This is a genomic window from Marinobacter sp. X15-166B, from assembly GCF_001752365.1.
In the GTDB taxonomy this organism is placed as follows: domain Bacteria; phylum Pseudomonadota; class Gammaproteobacteria; order Pseudomonadales; family Oleiphilaceae; genus Marinobacter.
The window spans coordinates 1,967,003-1,984,103 of sequence record NZ_MEIY01000001.1 but is presented as its reverse complement, the minus strand read 5'-3'; the positions used below and the strand labels follow the sequence as shown (position 1 = coordinate 1,984,103).

The following is a 17,101-nucleotide window of genomic DNA, read 5'->3' as shown; positions in this document are numbered from 1 at the left end:
AACAAACTCAGATTTCCAGGTAATCCAGAATGCCTTCCGCCGCCTGCCGGCCCTCCCAGATAGCGGTGACCACCAGATCCGAGCCGCGCACCATATCCCCCCCGCAAACACTTTGGGATTGCTGGTCTGAAACGCATAGGCCCCCTGCTCAGGTGCCTTGACCCGGCCCGAGTCATCCATGGCGATCCCCTGGGTGCCGAACCAGTCGGCCGGACTGGGGCGGAAACCGAACGCCACCAGCACCACGTCTGCGGGAATGTCCTCTTCGCTGCCGGGCACCACTTCCGGGCGCTGGCGGCCGTGCTCGTCCGGTTCACCCAGGCGGGTCTGCACCACCCTCACCCCCTGAACGTGATCGTCGCCGATTATGCCCACGGGCTGACGGTTGAACATGAATTTCACGCCCTCTTCCCGGGCATTGACCACTTCCCGGTGGGACCCGGGCATGTTGTTTTCGTTGCGGCGGTACACACACATGACACTCCGGGCCTGCTGGCGAATGGCGGTGCGATTGCAGTCCATCGCCGTGTCGCCACCACCCAGCACCACCACCCGCTTGCCTTTCAGGTCGATCGCCCGGTCAATACTGCGGGCAAAGCCCAACCGCTGGTTTACGTTGGAGACCAGATAGGGCAGCGCATCGTGCACCCCCGGCAAGTCCTCACCGGGAAACCCGCCCTTCATATAGGTGTAAGTGCCCATGCCCAGGAACACGGCGTCGTAATCGTTGAGGAGATCCTCGATGCTGACGTCGCGCCCCACCTCGACCGACAACCGGAATTCCACCCCCATTTCTTCAAATACCTGACGGCGACGGCTCATCACCGTCTTTTCCAGCTTGAACTCGGGGATGCCGAATGTGAGCAGGCCGCCAATCTCGGGGTAGCGGTCAAAGACCACCGGTTTGACCCCATTGCGGGCCAGAATATCCGCGCAACCCAGACCCGCCGGGCCGGCGCCGATGATGGCCACTTTCTTGTCGGTCCAGCGGACGTGGGACACGTCCGGTTTCCAGCCCAGCGCAAAGGCGGTATCGGTGATGTATTTTTCGATCGAACCGATGGTGACTGCACCGAAGCCGTCGTGCAGGGTACAGGCCCCCTCGCACAAGCGATCCTGCGGGCACACCCGGCCGCAGACCTCCGGCAGGGAGTTGGTCTGGTGGCAAAGTTCCGCCGCTTTCAGCACATTGCCCTCGGCCACCAGTTTCAGCCAGTTGGGAATGTAGTTGTGCACCGGGCATTTCCATTCACAGTAAGGATTGCCGCACTCGATGCACCGGTGCGCCTGCGCGGCCGCGTGGTCGGGTTTAAACGGCCGGTAAATCTCGGCAAATTCCTTTTTCCGCTTTTTGGCGGGTACTTTGGCGGGATCGACCCGCCCCACTTCGACAAACTGAAAATCGTTACTCAGGCGTTCTTTCATATTGCTGCTCTCATTCGATCAATTTTGATTACTCTGGACGGGCCCGGGTACTGGCCAACAGGCGCCGCAAATCGGCAGCCTTGGGTTTGACCAACCAGAACTGGCCGACGTAGTCATCAAAATTGTCAAGAATCTGCCCTGCCCACTCGCTTTGCGTTTCCGCCGCGTGTTCGCGAATCACCTTGCGCAGATGGTTTCGATAAGGCTCCATGTCTTCACTGCTGATGCGATGGATTTCCACCAGATCGTGGTTGTACTGGTCCACGAAGATGTTGCGCTCATCCAGCACGTAGGCGAACCCGCCGGTCATCCCTGCGCCGAAGTTGTTGCCGGTGGGTCCCAACACGGTAACCATCCCGCCGGTCATGTACTCGCAACAGTGGTCCCCCGCGCCTTCGACGACCGCCTGCGCACCGGAGTTGCGCACCCCGAAGCGCTCGCCGGCGGTGCCCGCGGCGAACAGCTTGCCGCCGGTGGCGCCATAGAGGCAGGTATTACCCATAATGGCTGAGTCCCGTGCCACAAAGGCACTGGCAGCGGGCGGACGGATGACCAGCTTGCCGCCGGTCATGCCTTTGCCGACATAGTCGTTGGCCTCGCCCTCCAGACTCAGGTGGAGTCCGCTGACGTTCCACACCCCGAAGCTTTGCCCGGCGGTGCCGCTGAGCTCCAGAGTGATCGGCGCATCCGCCATGCCGTGGTCACCGTGCAGCGCGGCAATCTCACCGCTCAGGCGGGCGCCGATGGAACGGTCGCAGTTGGTGACCTGGTAGCTCCAGGTGCCGCCGGTTTTTGCTTTGATGGCGGGCGCAATGTCGGCCACCATCCGGGTGGCCAGGGTGGCCTGATCGAAGGGCAGATTACGCTCCACCTGACAGGTGTGAGGCTTGTCGGCGGCGATGTGATCATTGGTCAGCAAACGGCGCAGATCGAGCTTGTGCTGCCGGGGCGTATCACCCGGCAGGCGCTGCAACAGATCCACGCGCCCCACCAGCTCTTCCAGACTGCGAACCCCCAGTCTGGCCAGCCATTCACGGGTCTCCTCAGCCACGAAGCGGAAGAAGTTCTTGGCCATTTCCACGGTGCCGCGGAAATGCTCATCCCGCAGAAAGTCGTCCTGGGTTGCCACCCCGGTGGCACAGTTGTTGAGGTGGCAAATCCGCAGGTATTTGCACCCCAGCGCCACCATGGGGGTGGTGCCAAACCCGAAACTTTCCGCCCCGAGAATGGCCGCTTTAACCACATCCAGGCCGGTTTTCAGGCCGCCGTCGGTTTGCAGCCGGATTTTGCCCCGGAGGTCGTTAACACGCAAAGCCTGCTGCGCTTCGCTCAAGCCCAGCTCCCAGGGTGAGCCGGCGTAGTGGATGGAAGACAGCGGGCTGGCCGCGGTGCCGCCATCGTAGCCGGACACGGTGATCAAATCGGCGTAGGCCTTGGCCACCCCGGCGGCGATGGTGCCCACGCCGGGTTCCGACACCAGCTTGACCGACACCAGCGCCTGCGGATTGACCTCTTTCAGATCAAAAATCAGCTGCGCCAGATCTTCGATCGAGTAAATATCGTGGTGCGGCGGCGGCGAAATCAGGGTCACCCCCGGCACCGAGTAGCGCAACCGGGCGATCAACGCGTTCACCTTGCTGCCTGGCAGCTGCCCCCCTTCACCGGGTTTGGCCCCCTGGGCAACCTTGATCTGCATGACCTCGGCGCTGCGCAGGTATTCGGCGGTGACCCCGAAACGACCCGAAGCCACCTGCTTTATTTTGGAGCGGCGCTCGGTGCCATGGCGGGCCGGATCTTCGCCCCCCTCCCCCGAATTGGACCGACCGCCGAGGGCGTTCATGGCTATGGCCAGGGCTTCGTGCGCCTCGGGCGACAAGGCCCCTAACGACATGGCCGCCGAATCAAAGCGGGGGTATATCGCCTCCACCGGCTCCACTTCCGCCAGCGGAACCGGTTCGATATTTCCACGGAAGGTGAGCAGGTCACGCAAGGTGGCCACCGGGCGCGCATTCACCTGGGCGGCGTATTCCTGATAATCGCCGTAGCGCCCGGTGGTCACCGCTTTGCGCAAGGTGTTCACCACGCCGGGGTTGAACGCATGGTATTCCTGACCATGCATGTACTTGATCAGCCCCCCGGGCGACAGAGGCTTGCGCGGATTCCAGGCTTCGCTGGCCAGGCGCTCCTGATCCTGCTGGAAATCATAGAAATCAGCGCCCTTGATCCGGCTGGGCACGCCGGTAAAGCACAGATCAACCACCTCGTCCGCCAGGCCAATGGCCTCGAACAACTGCGCGCCGCGATAGGACGCGATGGTGGAAATCCCCATTTTGGAGAGGATTTTCATCAACCCCTTGTTGATCCCTTTGCGGTAATTATTCTTGGCCTCGATCGGGTCCATGCGCATTTCTTCGGTACGAATCAGGTCGTTCAGCACCTGATACGCCAAATGGGGGTAGACCGCGGTCGCGCCAAAACCCAGCAATACCGCAAAATGGTGCGGATCCCGGGCCCACGCGGTCTCCACAATCAGGTTGCAATCGCACCGCAACCCCTCTTTTGACAGGTGATGGTGAATGGCGGCGGTGGCCATGAGGGCATTGACCGGCAATTCACCTCGGGTCAATTGTCGGTCACTCAGCACCAGCAACACCTTGCCAGTGCGCACCGCCGCGGCAGCCGTTTCGCACAAATGGCGGATGGCGGCCTCCAGCCCCATTTCCGGCGCATAACTCAGATTCAGGTGGGCCGTTTCAAACCCCGGCTGCCCCGAATTGATGACTTGCTGAAACTTGGCGGGGGACAACACCGGCGTCGACAGAATGATGCGGTTGGCATGCTCCGGTTTCTCTTCGAACACATTCTGTTCGGCGCCCAGGCAGGTTTCCAGCGACATCACGATGGCTTCACGCAGCGGATCAATCGGGGGGTTGGTGACCTGGGCAAACTTTTGTCGGAAATAATCCGCCAGATGCCGCACCCGGCTGGACAACACCGCCATGGGGGTGTCATCCCCCATGGAGCCGACCGCTTCCTGACCGGTTTCCGCCAGCGGCCGGAGGATCTGATCCCGCTCTTCGCCGGTCACCAGGAACATTTTTTGCTGGACCAGCAGCTCGGCCGGATCCAGCAGTTTGAAATCGGGAAACGCCTGATTGAGCGTGGCCTCGATGCGCAACCCGTTGTCCTGCAACCAGCGCCGGTAGGGCTGGGCGTTCTTGAGCCGGTCATCAATGTCATCGGTATGCAGCAAGCTGCCGGTTTCGGTATCGACCACCAGCATTTGCCCCGGACCGACCCGGCCCTTGGCGATCACCTCTTCCGGTGGGTAGTTGATGGTACCGGCTTCCGAGGCCACGGTGATAAACCCGTTGCGGGTGGTGACCCAGCGGGCCGGGCGCAAGCCGTTGCGATCCAGCATACACACCGCGTGGCGCCCGTCGGTCAGCACCAGACCGGCCGGGCCATCCCAGGGTTCCATATGCATGGAGTTGTATTCATAGAACGCCCGCAGCCGGGAACTCATATTGGTGACATTCTGCCAGGCCGGCGGAACCATCATCCGCGCGGCACGGAACAAATCGACCCCACCCGCCAGCAACAGCTCCAGCATGTTGTCCATGCTGGACGAATCGGACCCGGACAGGTTCACCAGCGGCTGCAGGGTCTTCATGTCCGGCAAGTCGGGCGAACTGAATTTGGTCACTCGCGCCAGCGCCCAGTTGCGGTTGGCATCAATGGTATTGATCTCACCGTTGTGGGCGAGATACCGGAACGGCTGGGCCAGCGGCCAGCGCGGCATGGTGTTGGTGGAGAAGCGTTGGTGAAACACGCAAATCGCCGTGTGCAGATCCGGATCCCCCAGATCTTTGTAAAAGCTGGCCAGATCCGCAGGCATCATCAGCCCCTTGTAGGACAGGGTATGCTGAGACAGGCTGCACACATAAAACTCGGGGTCGTCGGCCATGGCCTGTGCCGCTTTGCGACGGCTGACAAACAGGCTGATCTGGAATTCCCGGTCGCTTTTGCCGGCTGCGGTGACAAAGACCTGCTCAATCTGCGGCATAACCGCAAGTGCCATGGGCCCCAGACACTGACTGTCGACCGGCACGGTGCGCCAGCCCAGCACCTCCAGCCCCTGCTGGGTCAGACTGGACTCCAGGGCAGCGCGGCCCCGGGCGGCCAGCTCTCCATCAGGGTTGAGGAAAACCTGACCCACGGCAAACTCCGTTCCCGGGTCGCAGCCAAAAGCCGCTTTGGCAACTTTGCGCAGAAACGCCTTCGGGCTCTGAATCAGCAGCCCGCAACCATCGCCGGTTTTTCCATCGGCGGCGATACCGCCACGGTGGGTCATACAGGTCAGAGAGGTGATGGCGGTTTGTAGTAATTCGTGGCTGGCCTCGCCTTGCATGTGGGCAATCAGGCCAAAACCACAGTTGTCCCGGAATTCTCCCGGATGATACAAACCAGTCATCATAAGCGTTCTCTCTTGTTACGCCTTTGCATTCAAAGGCTAAATTCCAGCTATCGTTTCAGGCACCTTGCGATACATAAAAAATGGGGGGAACAATCTTACACACGTACAAATACTGACACAAATACCAATGCAAAAAAAATCCCGCCATGTTAGCGGGATTTTAGTCGGTGATTCATTCAAAAGCTCGTATAGGCCCGCAACCAGGGCTCGGTGTCACGTAAACTGGCCGGCCCCGTGGCGAGAGCGGCACGGGCACTGTCGCGGTCCGGGTATTCCCCCAGAAACACGACAAACCAGGGTCGGCCACGGCGCTCACTGCGGGTGTAGCGCAACTCGGTGGCGTCCGGATGCCGCGCCATGAAGCGCAACGCGGTACGTTCCTCGTGACCGGCAATGTATTGCGCCGTAAACCCGCGTCTGTTGCGCACTTCTGCCAGGGGCGTAAAGCGCTCGGCCAACGCTGGCTCAAACACCGATGGGGAGTCTGGCTCTGGCTCTGGCTCTGGCTCTGGCTCTGGCTCTGGCTCTGGCTCTGGCTCTGGCTCTGGCTCTGGCTCTGGCTCTGGCTCTGGCTCTGGCTCTGGCTCTGGCTCTGGCTCTGGCTCTGGCTCTGGCTCTGGCTCTGGCTCTGGCTCTGGCTCTGGCTCTGGCTCTGGCTCTGGCTCTGGAACAGCATCTGCGCTGGCCAGTCCGATTTCAACAAGGGGCGTCGATATCGAAGCGGGTTCGGAGGGCGACTGCAGCGCAAGGGCGGGCGGCGCCAGGGTTTCGTTTTCTGGCAACGTCGGATGGCCCGGCCCGATGGTGATGCTTTTGCGCTCGACTACCGCAGGAATCTGCTCGCTGTCCGCCACCGTCAGGGTCCTGTCGTATTGCTGCGCCACCAACCACCAGGAAGCGGCCAGCAATACCAGGGTCAGGGCGACCCAGTGCAATCCCGATCTGCGCCTGCCGGAGCGCAAAGCGCCAGTATTGCTGCCCCGGGGCGCCATACCCAGCCAGACAGCCGGCGCCACCCGCCGCAATCGACTGAAGCTGCCCTGACTCATGTCATGAATCTGCGCCAGTTGCGGCGCTGACAACAACGCCGCCACCTGCCCGCCGGCTTTTTGAATGCGCGCCTGCAGATAGGCACGCACATCTTCCCGGGCCAGAGGCGGCAGTGGCAGGTGCAAGACCCCGTCAGCGTCTGCGGGTGCCGCGGCTACCCCCAGGGTGTTGAGCAGTGCGTCGGTGCCGGTCAGTACCGGTATGGCGGCCGCCGACCGGTCTGACGCCCGAAAAGCGGCCAATAACTGGTGCAGCACCTCGGGTGCGGCCTGCTCTGCATCATCAATCAGCAACACCAGCCGTTCCCCTTTGCGGGTGGCCGCTGCGCTCCAGCGAAAAAACTCCAACGGGGTGTGGGCGGCGGCCACACCCGGTGCCGGGCCCCGAACTGGCAGCGCATGCAGCGCGCTCATCAGTGCGTCCGCACCGGTCAGCGCGGCAGCCTTGAGGGCATGGAATCTGAGCCGCTGTGATTCGCTGCGCACCAGTTCGGTCAGCAGCCGGGTGCGCCCCGACCCGAGGCTGCCGGTCAGCACCAGCGCCGTATCGCCAAAGCTGCACAGATGCCGCAGGGTTTCCAGGACCTGGCCGCGCTGGGCGGCGGTGTAAAACGGTTCCGCCATCGCCAGCGGGTTCTCCCGCAACCCATAGCGCTCCTGCAGCCTCAGAAACAAACTATCGCTGTCGTTGCTGCTCAGATATTTATCCGTCACGCGGTCGACCTGGGGGTGAAGCGCAAATCAGGGTTTGCAAAACGCATGCAAGGTGGCCAGCAATTGCTCGGCGGGGGCTTCGGCGGTCACCACCGCGTCCCCGAGTGCACGCATGAGTACCAGTCGCAAGCGCCCGTCGATGTTTTTCTTGTCCACCGCCATCAACCGCAAAAAATCGTCGGGGGTCATGCCTTCGGGGGCGCCCTCCGGCAGACCGGCACGGCGCAGCAACCTCACTGCACGCAAACGGTCAGCGTCGGTCAGCCATCCCAACCGAACCGACAGGTCCGCCGCCATCAGCATACCGCTGGCCACCGCTTCACCATGCAGCCAGGTGCCATAGCCGGTGTAGGTTTCAATGGCGTGCCCAAAGGTGTGCCCGAGATTCAAAATGGCGCGCAACCCTCCTTCGCGCTCATCCTCCGCCACCACCTCCGCTTTGCACGCGCAGGAACGGTAGATGGCCTCCACCAGCGCTTCCGGCTGCAGCGCCATCAGATCATCGATAGCGGATTCGAGCCACGCGAAGAAACCGGCGTCTCGAATCAGCCCGTACTTGATGACCTCCGCCATGCCCGCAGCCACCTCCCGGGGTGGCAGGCTCTCCAGGGTCGCGGTATCGATCAGCACCACCTCCGGCTGATGAAACGCACCGACCATATTCTTGCCCAGCGGATGATTGATCCCGGTTTTGCCCCCTACCGACGAGTCCACCTGAGACAACAGGGTTGTCGGTATCTGGATGAAGGCGACACCACGCTGGTAACACGCCGCAGCGAACCCGGTCATATCCCCGACTACGCCGCCGCCCAGCGCCACCAGGGTGGTTTTGCGGGTATGCTGTTTTTCCAACAGGGCATCAAAGACAAGGTTCAGGGTTTCCCAGTTTTTAAATTGCTCCCCGTCTGGCAGGACAACGGTATCCACCGTTTTGCCGGGAAAACGCTCCACGGTTTGCTGCAAATACAGCGGCGCGATCGACTCATTGGTGACGATCATCACCTGCTGGCCGGACACATAGGGTGACAGGTCCTGCTGCGTCAACAGCCCCGGACCAATCAGAATGGGGTAACTTCTCTCGCCCAGCTCAACCTGAAGCTGACGGGATAACTCATGCATGATTCCGACCTTCTTTTCGCAATTGACGTCTGTGACGGGGGGTTTTCGGATTGAACCGGTTGACCAGCTGACGCACCACCAGACGCGGGCTCTTCCGGTCGGTGTGCATCACAACATCCGCCAGCCCGGTATATATCGGATCCCGCACCACAAACAGACTGCGCAACACCGCTTCCGGATCGTCGTTTTGCAACAGGGGCCGGTTACGATCCCGTCGCGTACGCTCCACCTGCTGTTCGATCGACGTTTTCAGATAAACCACCTGGGCGGCACGCTGCAAGTACTCATGGTTTTCCGGCTTCATAACCGCGCCACCACCCGTGGCGATAACCATGCCTTCCGCCGAGGCCAGCTCCGCCAGCATGGCGGTTTCCCGCTGCCGGAATCCGGCCTCGCCCTCGACATCAAAAATCCAGGGAATATTGGCACCGCAACGCTCTTCGATCAGGCGATCGATGTCCACGAATTCGTAGCCCAGATCTCTGGCGAGCATCCGTCCGATGGTGGTTTTGCCCGCGCCCATGGGGCCAATCAGCACAATTCGTTTTGGCAACGACATGATTTCCGCTCTTACTGGTTCCGGCGCATGAGAATATCACAGGGTGCCGGTTTCCATAAGTTGGTAATCCCGCCATACAAAAAAACCGCCGGATCAGCGGCGGTTTTTCTGGGTTCGGTACTGATCAGCGGATCAGGTCTGTCTTGATGATTTTCGGAGTGATGAAAATCAGCAATTCACTACGTTCGTCTATGTTATCGGTGCGGCGGAACAAGGCGCCCAGGTAAGGGATATCCCCAAGGAAGGGCGTTTTGGTAACCGTGGTCGCTACTTCGGAGCGGAAGATACCGCCCAGCACCACGGTCTCTCCGTTGCCCACCAGCAATTGCGTGGTGACTTCGTTGGTGGTGATGGACGGCACTCCGGCCGTTTCCTGACCACGGGAGTCCTGATTGACCACCAGATCCATGATGACCTTATCGTCCGGGGTGATCTGCGGGGTCACTTCCAGAGACAAGGCCGCCTCTTTGAACGATACCGAGGTGGCACCGGAAGACGAGGCCTCCTGATAAGGAATTTCTTCACCGGACTTGATCTTGGCAGTCTGGCGGTCAGCCGTGACCACCCGTGGCTGCGACACCACTTCCGCCCGGCCGTCGGTTTCCAGCGCAGACAGCTCCAGATCCACCAGGAAATTATCCCGCCCCCAGCCGATGGCAAAGGACGAGGTACCCTCACCGGTTACCCCCAGATCAACGGCCAGCGCACCGGGCATGGAAATGGTGCCACCACCGAATGCGGCGGCATCGCGGGCCTCGCCCACACTCGCCAGGGAGCCGCCAGCGGCGAACACATTGCTGCCGTTAACCTTGTAACCCGCGCCACCCCAGCGGATCCCGAGGCTTTCGGCCACGTTGGTCTGCGCCCGAACGATGCGCGCTTCGATGGACACCTGGCGCACCGGGATATCCCAGGTGCCCACCAGGCGACGGATTTCTTCAAGCTTGTCGCTGGTCTCGCGCACACTGATGGTGTTGGTGCGCACGTCGGAAGAAATAAAGCCGCGCTCGGAAATCAGCTCGACGTCCTCACGGATGAGCGCGACAATGTCGGCCGCTTTGGCGTAGTTGACCTGAATAATGTCCAGGCGCACCGGTGCCAGCTCGGCGATCTGTTTATTGGTTTCCAGCTCCAGCTTCTCCCGGGCGGCAATTTCTTCGGCGGGCGCCACCAACAGGACATTACCGATCTGGCGCTTGTCGAGACCCTTGGTTTTCAGAATCAGGTCCAGCGCCTGATCCCAGGGCACACTTTGCAAACGGAGGGTGATACTGCCGCCCACCGTATCACTGGCTACCAGATTCAGGCCGGTGAAATCGGCGATCAACTGCAGCACCGAGCGTACTTCGATGTCCTGGAAGTTAAGGGACAGTTTTTCACCGGTGTACGGGAACTTCTGCTCGCGACGGGTTTCCGCCTCCTCTTCGCTCAGGCGTTCCACGCTTACCGTGAACTGGGTGCCCGACTGGTAGGCGATGTAGTCGTAATTGCCTTCGGGACGGATTTCGACAATGGCGTCACCGCCTTCAGTGAAGGTGTCGATCCGCGACACCGGGGTGGCAAAATCGGTCACGTCCAGCCGGCGGCGCAACTCAGCCGGCACATTGGCGCCTTCCATGGTAAGGCGAATCTTGCCACCGGTTTCGGACAAATCGACCGGTATTCTGGAACTGCTCAGATCGACCACTATGCGGCCTTCGCCATCCTTGCCCCGCCGGAAATCTACGCCGGTAAGCCCGCTTGCAGTGGTTGCCCGGCTTGGGGTGCCAGCGGCTGCCGGTGCTGCCACCGCCGCCGTTTGCAATTCTCCGTCACCACCGGATCCCACGGTCAGGATCAGCGAGTTTCCGGAACGGACTGTTTCATAGGGCTGAAGCTGAACCAGATTGAAGATCAGACGGGTGCGGTCTTTGGTCTCCACCACGGTCATACTCTGGGTGTTGCCGCCACCCAGAGATATGTTGCGTGAATCCAGCGCGCTGCGGGTGTCCCGCAAATCGACCGCAATACGGGCGGGACGCTCAATGGTGTAGCCGGTTGGTTCCGGCGGCGGTCCATCAAAATTCAGGGTTACTTCCGTGCGGTCACCCGGCAACGTCGAGAACGAGACATTTTCCAGCGTAACGGCACAAGCCAGGCCCGACCACATTCCGAAAGCAATCACGCCGGCATAAACTTTGAGTTTTCTTAACATCGCGAGCCTCGACCCAAAACGGTTTTTATAATGCATGTTTGTGTGTGTCATCATGTTTTCGCCTCAGCCCTCATCCATTGAAAGGGATCTGGGTCGCTCAATCCAGCCTCCCCGGCCATTGGGCACAATCTCAATCAGCTCAACGCGAGATTCCCCCACTCCGACAATCCGGCCATAACTTGTACCCATATAATTGCCAGCCCGGACCCGGTGAATACCGCCGGTGCTGTCAGCAATCAACGCGTACAGGTCGCTGTCCTTACCACTCAGGGTGCCTACCATCTGCAGCTCGTTCAGGCTGAAATTTTCCAGCACTTCCTTGGGTCGATCAAAGTCAGGCTCGATGTTGCTTTCCGGTTCCCGGTCGACGGTTGCCAACTGCACGTCCACGGGGGGCTCAAACGGGGACCGCCGGTCAACGGCGGAGTATACAAACGACTCGTAGGCCTTGAACTCCGGCAGGGGCTCGACGTACCCCCGGGGCTTGGCCCGTGTTTCTGCCATGAACTGATCCAGGTCCGCAAAGCCATTGCCCTGGCTGCAGGCCGTCAGCAGAGACGCCACACTAATCATCAGCCAGGCTCTTACCGCATGCTTCGGTTTCATGCTCACTCTCCAGCCCGGTAGCGATAGGTGCGGGCAAGCACGTGCATGTCGAGGCCCTCACCGTCAGCGCTGGTTGGTTTTATGGTCAAGTCATGCAGCGTCACGATACGCGGCAGACTCGCCACACTACTGATAAACGAGGCCAGCTCATGATAGGAGCCGGACACGCGGATATTGATGGGCAGTTCGGCATAGAAATCACGGCGGATCTCCGGCTGCAGCTTCACCTCTTGCAACGACAAACTGTTGCCCAGCGCCGTGTTGGTAATGTCCTCCAGCAACCCGGGCACTTCAGTGTCACTGGGCAGCTGTTTCACCAGGGCACCAAAGGTTTCTTCCATTTCCGCCATTTGCTGCTTGAACACCGCCAGGTTGGCCACCTGATAGGCTTTGGATTCGTACTGCTGGCGCAGTTCCTGCTCTTTGGCTACCACCCGATCCAGCTGGCTGACCTGGTCTTTCACGATGAACCAATAACAGCCACCCAGAATCAGGCCAAAGATGATCAACACCACTATGGCCTTGACCGGAGCGGGCCAGATACCGGCATTGCTGACGTCCAGGTCGTTGAGGTCAATTTCATTCAGGCTTCTGAGGGAGTCTGCGAGGCTCATTTCTGGTTCTCCCCTGCTATCTCTGTCGCCGGGGTTTGCTGTTCCACCGACAGGTTGAATTGGCTGTAGCCGGCGCGCCGGCTGTCTGCCGCGGCCACGTTGGTCAGATTGGGCGCGGTGAACCAGTCGGATTCCTCGAAGTGCCTCATCAACCCGGAAATGCGGCTGTTGGATTCAGCCATGCCCACCACCGCGATGCTGTCACCGACCTTCTTCAGGTCGGTGTAGTACACCCCATCCGGCAGGGTCTTCACCAGCTCATCAAATACCCGCACGATGACCGGACGTTTGCCCTGCAAGTCCTGGATGACCCGCATCCGGGCCAGCAGTTCGTCACGCTTGCGTCTCAGGTCTTCGATTTCCTTGATCTGCGCATCCAGCTGTCTGGCCGCTGTCTGGATGTAGGCATTGCGGGATTCCTGATAGGCAATTTTGCTTTCCATGTGGTTCTTCCACAGGAACCCCAGGCCGGCGGCGATCACCACGGTACCCACCAGCATGACCACAAACTGCTGTTGTTTTTCGGCCCGCAGTTCTTCCCGCCAGGGTCTTAAATTGATTTTTGCCATCAGTCAAAACTCCTCATGGCCAACCCACACGCAATCATCAGGGACGGGGCATCGTTGGCTAGTGCCGATGCGTTTACCCGTGACCCCACCGCCATATCCGCAAATGGATTGGCGACCAGTGTGGGGGTGGCCGTCTTCTCTTCGACCATTTCGGCCAGCCCTGCTATGGAGGCGGTGCCCCCGGCAAGAACCACATAATCAACGGCGTTGTACTGACTGGCACCGAAAAAGAATTGCAGGGCGCGGGTGACCTGTTGCACCACCGCCTCGCGGAAGGGGGTCAGCACCTCGGCCTCGTAATCGTCGGGCAAGCCGCCCTGCTTCTTGGCGAGCCCGGCCTCTTCCAGAGACAAACCGTAACGGCGCTGAATTTCTTCGGTCAGCTGTTTACCGCCAAAAATCTGTTCACGGGTGTACACCGTCTGGCCTTCTGCCAACACACTGAGCGTGGTCATGGTGGCGCCAACGTCAACGATGGCCACGATCAGGTCTTCTCCCTGGGATTCCAGCTGGGGTTCGACCAGGGTGAAGGCCCGTTCCAGCGCGTAAGCTTCCACATCCACGATCCTGGCCGACAAGGAAGCGATTTCCAGGGCGTCTTCGCGGATATCGACGTTTTCTTTGCGGCAAGCGGCCAGCAACACGTCGTGTTGGTCAGGGTTGTGTTCTGACGGGCCCTGCACTTCGAAGTCTATGGCGACTTCATCAAGCGGGTATGGAATGTACTGATCGGCCTCGAGCGCAATCTGATCTTCCATTTCAAATTCGTTCAGGTTGCCGTTCATCTGAATGACTTTGGTGATCACCGCTGCACCGGAAACCGCAACCGCGACCTGCTTCAAACTGCTGCGGGATTTAGTCGCAACCTTTTTCAGTGCTTCGCCAACGGCTTCCACGTCGGTGATGTTTTTCTCAACGACAGAGTTAGCCGGCAATGGCTCGACGGCATAACTTTCGACCTTGTAGCGGTCACCCTGTTTTGAGAGCTCTATCAGCTTGACTGAGCTGGAACTTATATCCACACCCAGAACTGCACTGGATTTTTTTCCAAACAATCCAAACACGCGCCCACCCTGTCCCGGTTATATATCCGGGTATGTGTTTTTTATGTAAGAGAATTTCTCTAGCTTTCCGTTTACAATAACCGCAATAATCCATGACGGCGTTGCTACTGGTGAAGTGAGTTAATCCTTCCTAAAGTAACTTCTCAAATGATAGACCTAAATCCAACAGTTGTCCGATAAAATGATTCAAATCTTTAGACTGTCCCGCATTTTCGCCTGGTTATTTTTAACCGGATTAAGTCTCGCGGCCATCGTCACATCGAGCTTTTATCTTTACCTCAGACCCACCTTGCCCGCGGTGGACCAACTGCTGGATATCAAACTGCAAACCCCGTTGAGGGTCTACAGCGCGGACAACAGATTAATAGCAGAATTCGGTGAAAAGAGAAGGACACCAGTCACAATAGAGCAGATCCCCACAATTCAGTTACAAGCGTTTCTGGCCGCTGAAGACGCGGGCTTTTACGACCACATGGGGGTCGATTTCAAAGGTTTGCTGCGGGCCGCGGTGGAACTGGCCACCACCGGAAGCATTCAGTCCGGGGGCAGCACCATCACGATGCAGGTTGCAAAAAATTACTTTTTGACACGGGACCGAACCTTTCTTCGCAAATTCAACGAAATACTGCTGGCCATCCAGATTGAGCGTGAACTGGAGAAGAATACCATTCTGGAGCTCTATCTGAACAAGATTTACCTGGGTAAACGTGCCTATGGTATCCAGGCTGCGGCACAGGTGTATTACAACAAAAACGTGGACGAACTCAACCTGGCGCAGATGGCGATGCTTGCGGGCCTGCCCAAAGCCCCCTCCGCGTACAACCCGCTCGCCAATCCCCGGCGCGCCATGATTCGCCGGAACTGGATCCTTGGGCGCATGCGGGACCTCCACATGATCAGTCCCGACGACTACGAGCGGGCGGTCAATGCCCCGCTGACCGCCAAATACAATGCCCCCGCCTCCGAAGTTGACGCAGATTATGTGGCCGAGATGGCGCGCATGGAAATGGTCAGCCGGTTTGGCGAGGCCGCCTACACCGATGGTTTCGATGTCATCCTGACGGTCAGGGGAGATCGCCAGCAGGCGGCCACTACCGCTTTGCGAGACGGCATTGCCAACTACGACAGCCGCCATGGCTACCGCGGTCCGATCGGGACGATCGATCTTGCCGGCGACCTCAGCGCCGCCGACATCGTCGGTGAACTGCGCAACTACCCGCGCATCGAATCCCTGTACCCGGCGGCCGTCACGGCCATCGACGACGAAGCCGGCACCGTAACGCTCCTGGCTCGCCGGCTCGGTCCTGCGGTGCTCGCCATGGAGGACCTCGTCTGGGCCAGACCCTACCGGAGCGTCAATGCGACGGGGCCCGAGCCCAAACGACCCTCGGACGTGCTCAGCGCGGGTGACGTTGTCTACGTTACCCCGAAACAGCAGCGGGACGACCGGCCCGTCCATGACGAAGCAGAAGGCGAGCCGGCAACCCCCCGGGACGCAGCACAACCACCGGTGGCGGTGGCGCTGTCGCAACTGCCCGAGGTCCAGGGTGCGCTGATTTCACTGAACGCACAGACCGGTGCCATCGAAGCTCTGACCGGGGGATACAGCTTCAGCCAGTCCAATTACAACCGGGCGACCCAGGCCAATCGTCAGCCCGGCTCAACCTTCAAACCGTTTCTGTACCTTGCCGCGCTTGAGCAAGGCATGACACCGGCGACCATCTACAACGACGCCCCCATCGTGTTCGACGATCCCAATCTGGAATCCACCTGGCGCCCACAGAACTCATCCGGCCAGTTCTACGGCCCGACCCGCCTGCGGGAGGCCCTGACCCGCTCCCGCAACCTGGTGTCGATCCGTCTGCTCAGGGACGTGGGCATCCAGCACACCCTCGACTATCTCGATCAGCTGGGCATCCCCACCGCCAACATGCAAAAGGATTTGTCGCTGGCCCTGGGGAGCGGACTGCTCACCCCCATGGAACTGGCGCGCGGCTTTGCGGTGATCGCCAATGGCGGTTACGACGTGCAGCCCTACCTGATCAGCGCCATCTACGACAGCAGCGGCAAAGAAGTGTATCGCGCGCCCACGGTGGAGCTCTGCGACGACCAGTGTGAGCATAAACAAGAGGCGGCCGAACTCACTGAGGACGGCGCGCCTGCCGTCCGTTATGCGCCCCGCCTGGCGGACGCGCGCTCGGTCTATATTCTGCACTCCATCCTGCGTGACGTGGTGCGTCGCGGCACCGGACGCCGCGCCCTCGCGCTGGGCCGGGACGACATTGGCGGCAAGACCGGCACCACCAATCAACAACGGGACACCTGGTTCGCCGGCTTCAATCACCACATGGCAACAACCGTGTGGCTGGGCTTTGACCAGCCAGCGCCTCTGGGACGCAGGGAATACGGTGCGTCCACCGCCCTGCCCCCGTGGCTGGAGTATATGAAAGTCGCGCTGGCCGATGAGCCCGCCGCCTTTATGCCCCAACCGAACGGGATCGTCAGCGTGCGGATTGACCCCAATACCGGGCATCGAGCCCGTCCGGGACAAGACGGCGCACTGTTTGAACTGTTCCGCGAAGAACAGGCGCCGGCGCCTCTTGAGCCCGACTTCAACGCCATTGGCAGCGAATCGCCGCAAAGCCTGCCGCAGAATATATTCTGAGTGCGTGCTGTATAGAAAACCCAGACACAAAAAAATCGCGCGCGTG

At 60.1% G+C, this 17,101-nt stretch carries 10 protein-coding genes and 1 pseudogene; 1 reads left to right on the top strand and 10 read right to left on the bottom strand.

Annotated elements, in window-relative coordinates:
* Positions 1-7 precede the first annotated feature (7 nt).
* From BG841_RS09295 to BG841_RS09250, 10 genes and pseudogenes are all read right to left on the bottom strand, one after another.
* Positions 8-1,425, bottom strand: a pseudogene (locus tag BG841_RS09295) (FAD-dependent oxidoreductase).
* A gap of 28 nt (positions 1,426-1,453) precedes the next feature.
* Positions 1,454-5,902, bottom strand: a complete 4,449-nt coding sequence (gene gltB / locus BG841_RS09290; protein WP_070057398.1) for a glutamate synthase large subunit — start codon at positions 5,900-5,902, stop codon at positions 1,454-1,456.
* 176 nt (positions 5,903-6,078) lie between these two features.
* On the bottom strand, positions 6,079-7,665 hold the full coding sequence (locus BG841_RS17050; protein ID WP_070057397.1) for an AAA family ATPase: 1,587 nt from the start codon (positions 7,663-7,665) through the stop codon (positions 6,079-6,081).
* Positions 7,666-7,692: 27 nt separating this feature from the next.
* Positions 7,693-8,784, bottom strand: coding sequence for a 3-dehydroquinate synthase (gene aroB / locus BG841_RS09280; protein ID WP_070057396.1), 1,092 nt, complete (start codon positions 8,782-8,784; stop codon positions 7,693-7,695).
* On the bottom strand, positions 8,777-9,343 hold the full coding sequence (gene aroK, locus BG841_RS09275; RefSeq protein WP_070057395.1) for a shikimate kinase AroK: 567 nt from the start codon (positions 9,341-9,343) through the stop codon (positions 8,777-8,779). The genes aroB and aroK overlap by 8 nt, the downstream gene beginning before the upstream one ends.
* A gap of 124 nt (positions 9,344-9,467) precedes the next feature.
* Positions 9,468-11,537 carry a type IV pilus secretin PilQ gene (pilQ, locus tag BG841_RS09270; protein ID WP_228141635.1) on the bottom strand — a complete coding sequence of 690 codons (2,070 nt, stop codon included), beginning with the start codon at positions 11,535-11,537 and terminating at the stop codon, positions 9,468-9,470.
* Between the two features lie 63 nt (positions 11,538-11,600).
* The gene (locus BG841_RS09265; protein WP_070057394.1) at positions 11,601-12,143 is read right to left on the bottom strand and encodes a pilus assembly protein PilP; all 543 of its coding nucleotides are present in this window, start codon (positions 12,141-12,143) and stop codon (positions 11,601-11,603) included.
* Positions 12,144-12,145: 2 nt separating this feature from the next.
* Entirely contained in the window at positions 12,146-12,757 is a 612-nt protein-coding gene (locus BG841_RS09260) for a type 4a pilus biogenesis protein PilO (RefSeq protein WP_070057393.1), read from the bottom strand.
* Positions 12,754-13,326 (bottom strand): PilN domain-containing protein, encoded by a 573-nt coding sequence (locus BG841_RS09255; RefSeq protein WP_070057392.1) that lies wholly within the window; start codon positions 13,324-13,326, stop codon positions 12,754-12,756. The genes BG841_RS09260 and BG841_RS09255 overlap by 4 nt, the downstream gene beginning before the upstream one ends.
* Entirely contained in the window at positions 13,326-14,390 is a 1,065-nt protein-coding gene (locus tag BG841_RS09250) for a pilus assembly protein PilM (protein WP_070057391.1), read from the bottom strand. Before BG841_RS09250 ends, BG841_RS09255 begins: the two co-directional genes overlap by 1 nt.
* Before the next feature lie 181 nt (positions 14,391-14,571).
* On the opposite strand from BG841_RS09250, the gene BG841_RS09245 reads away from it, so the two are divergent.
* Positions 14,572-17,055, top strand: coding sequence for a penicillin-binding protein 1A (locus BG841_RS09245; protein ID WP_070057390.1), 2,484 nt, complete (start codon positions 14,572-14,574; stop codon positions 17,053-17,055).
* The last annotated feature ends 46 nt before the right edge of the window (positions 17,056-17,101 follow it).

What these genes read in the sequence shown, in the direction of transcription:
- gltB (WP_070057398.1), bottom strand. Translation starts at nt 5,902, where the DNA reads ATGATGACTGGTTTGTATCATCCGGGAGAATTCCGGGACAACTGTGGT.
- aroB (WP_070057396.1), bottom strand. Translation starts at nt 8,784, where the DNA reads ATGCATGAGTTATCCCGTCAGCTTCAGGTTGAGCTGGGCGAGAGAAGT.
- aroK (WP_070057395.1), bottom strand. Translation starts at nt 9,343, where the DNA reads ATGTCGTTGCCAAAACGAATTGTGCTGATTGGCCCCATGGGCGCGGGC.
- pilQ (WP_228141635.1), bottom strand. Translation starts at nt 11,537, where the DNA reads ATGTTAAGAAAACTCAAAGTTTATGCCGGCGTGATTGCTTTCGGAATG.
- BG841_RS09265 (WP_070057394.1), bottom strand. Translation starts at nt 12,143, where the DNA reads ATGAAACCGAAGCATGCGGTAAGAGCCTGGCTGATGATTAGTGTGGCG.
- BG841_RS09260 (WP_070057393.1), bottom strand. Translation starts at nt 12,757, where the DNA reads ATGAGCCTCGCAGACTCCCTCAGAAGCCTGAATGAAATTGACCTCAAC.
- BG841_RS09255 (WP_070057392.1), bottom strand. Translation starts at nt 13,326, where the DNA reads ATGGCAAAAATCAATTTAAGACCCTGGCGGGAAGAACTGCGGGCCGAA.
- BG841_RS09245 (WP_070057390.1), top strand. Translation starts at nt 14,572, where the DNA reads ATGATTCAAATCTTTAGACTGTCCCGCATTTTCGCCTGGTTATTTTTA.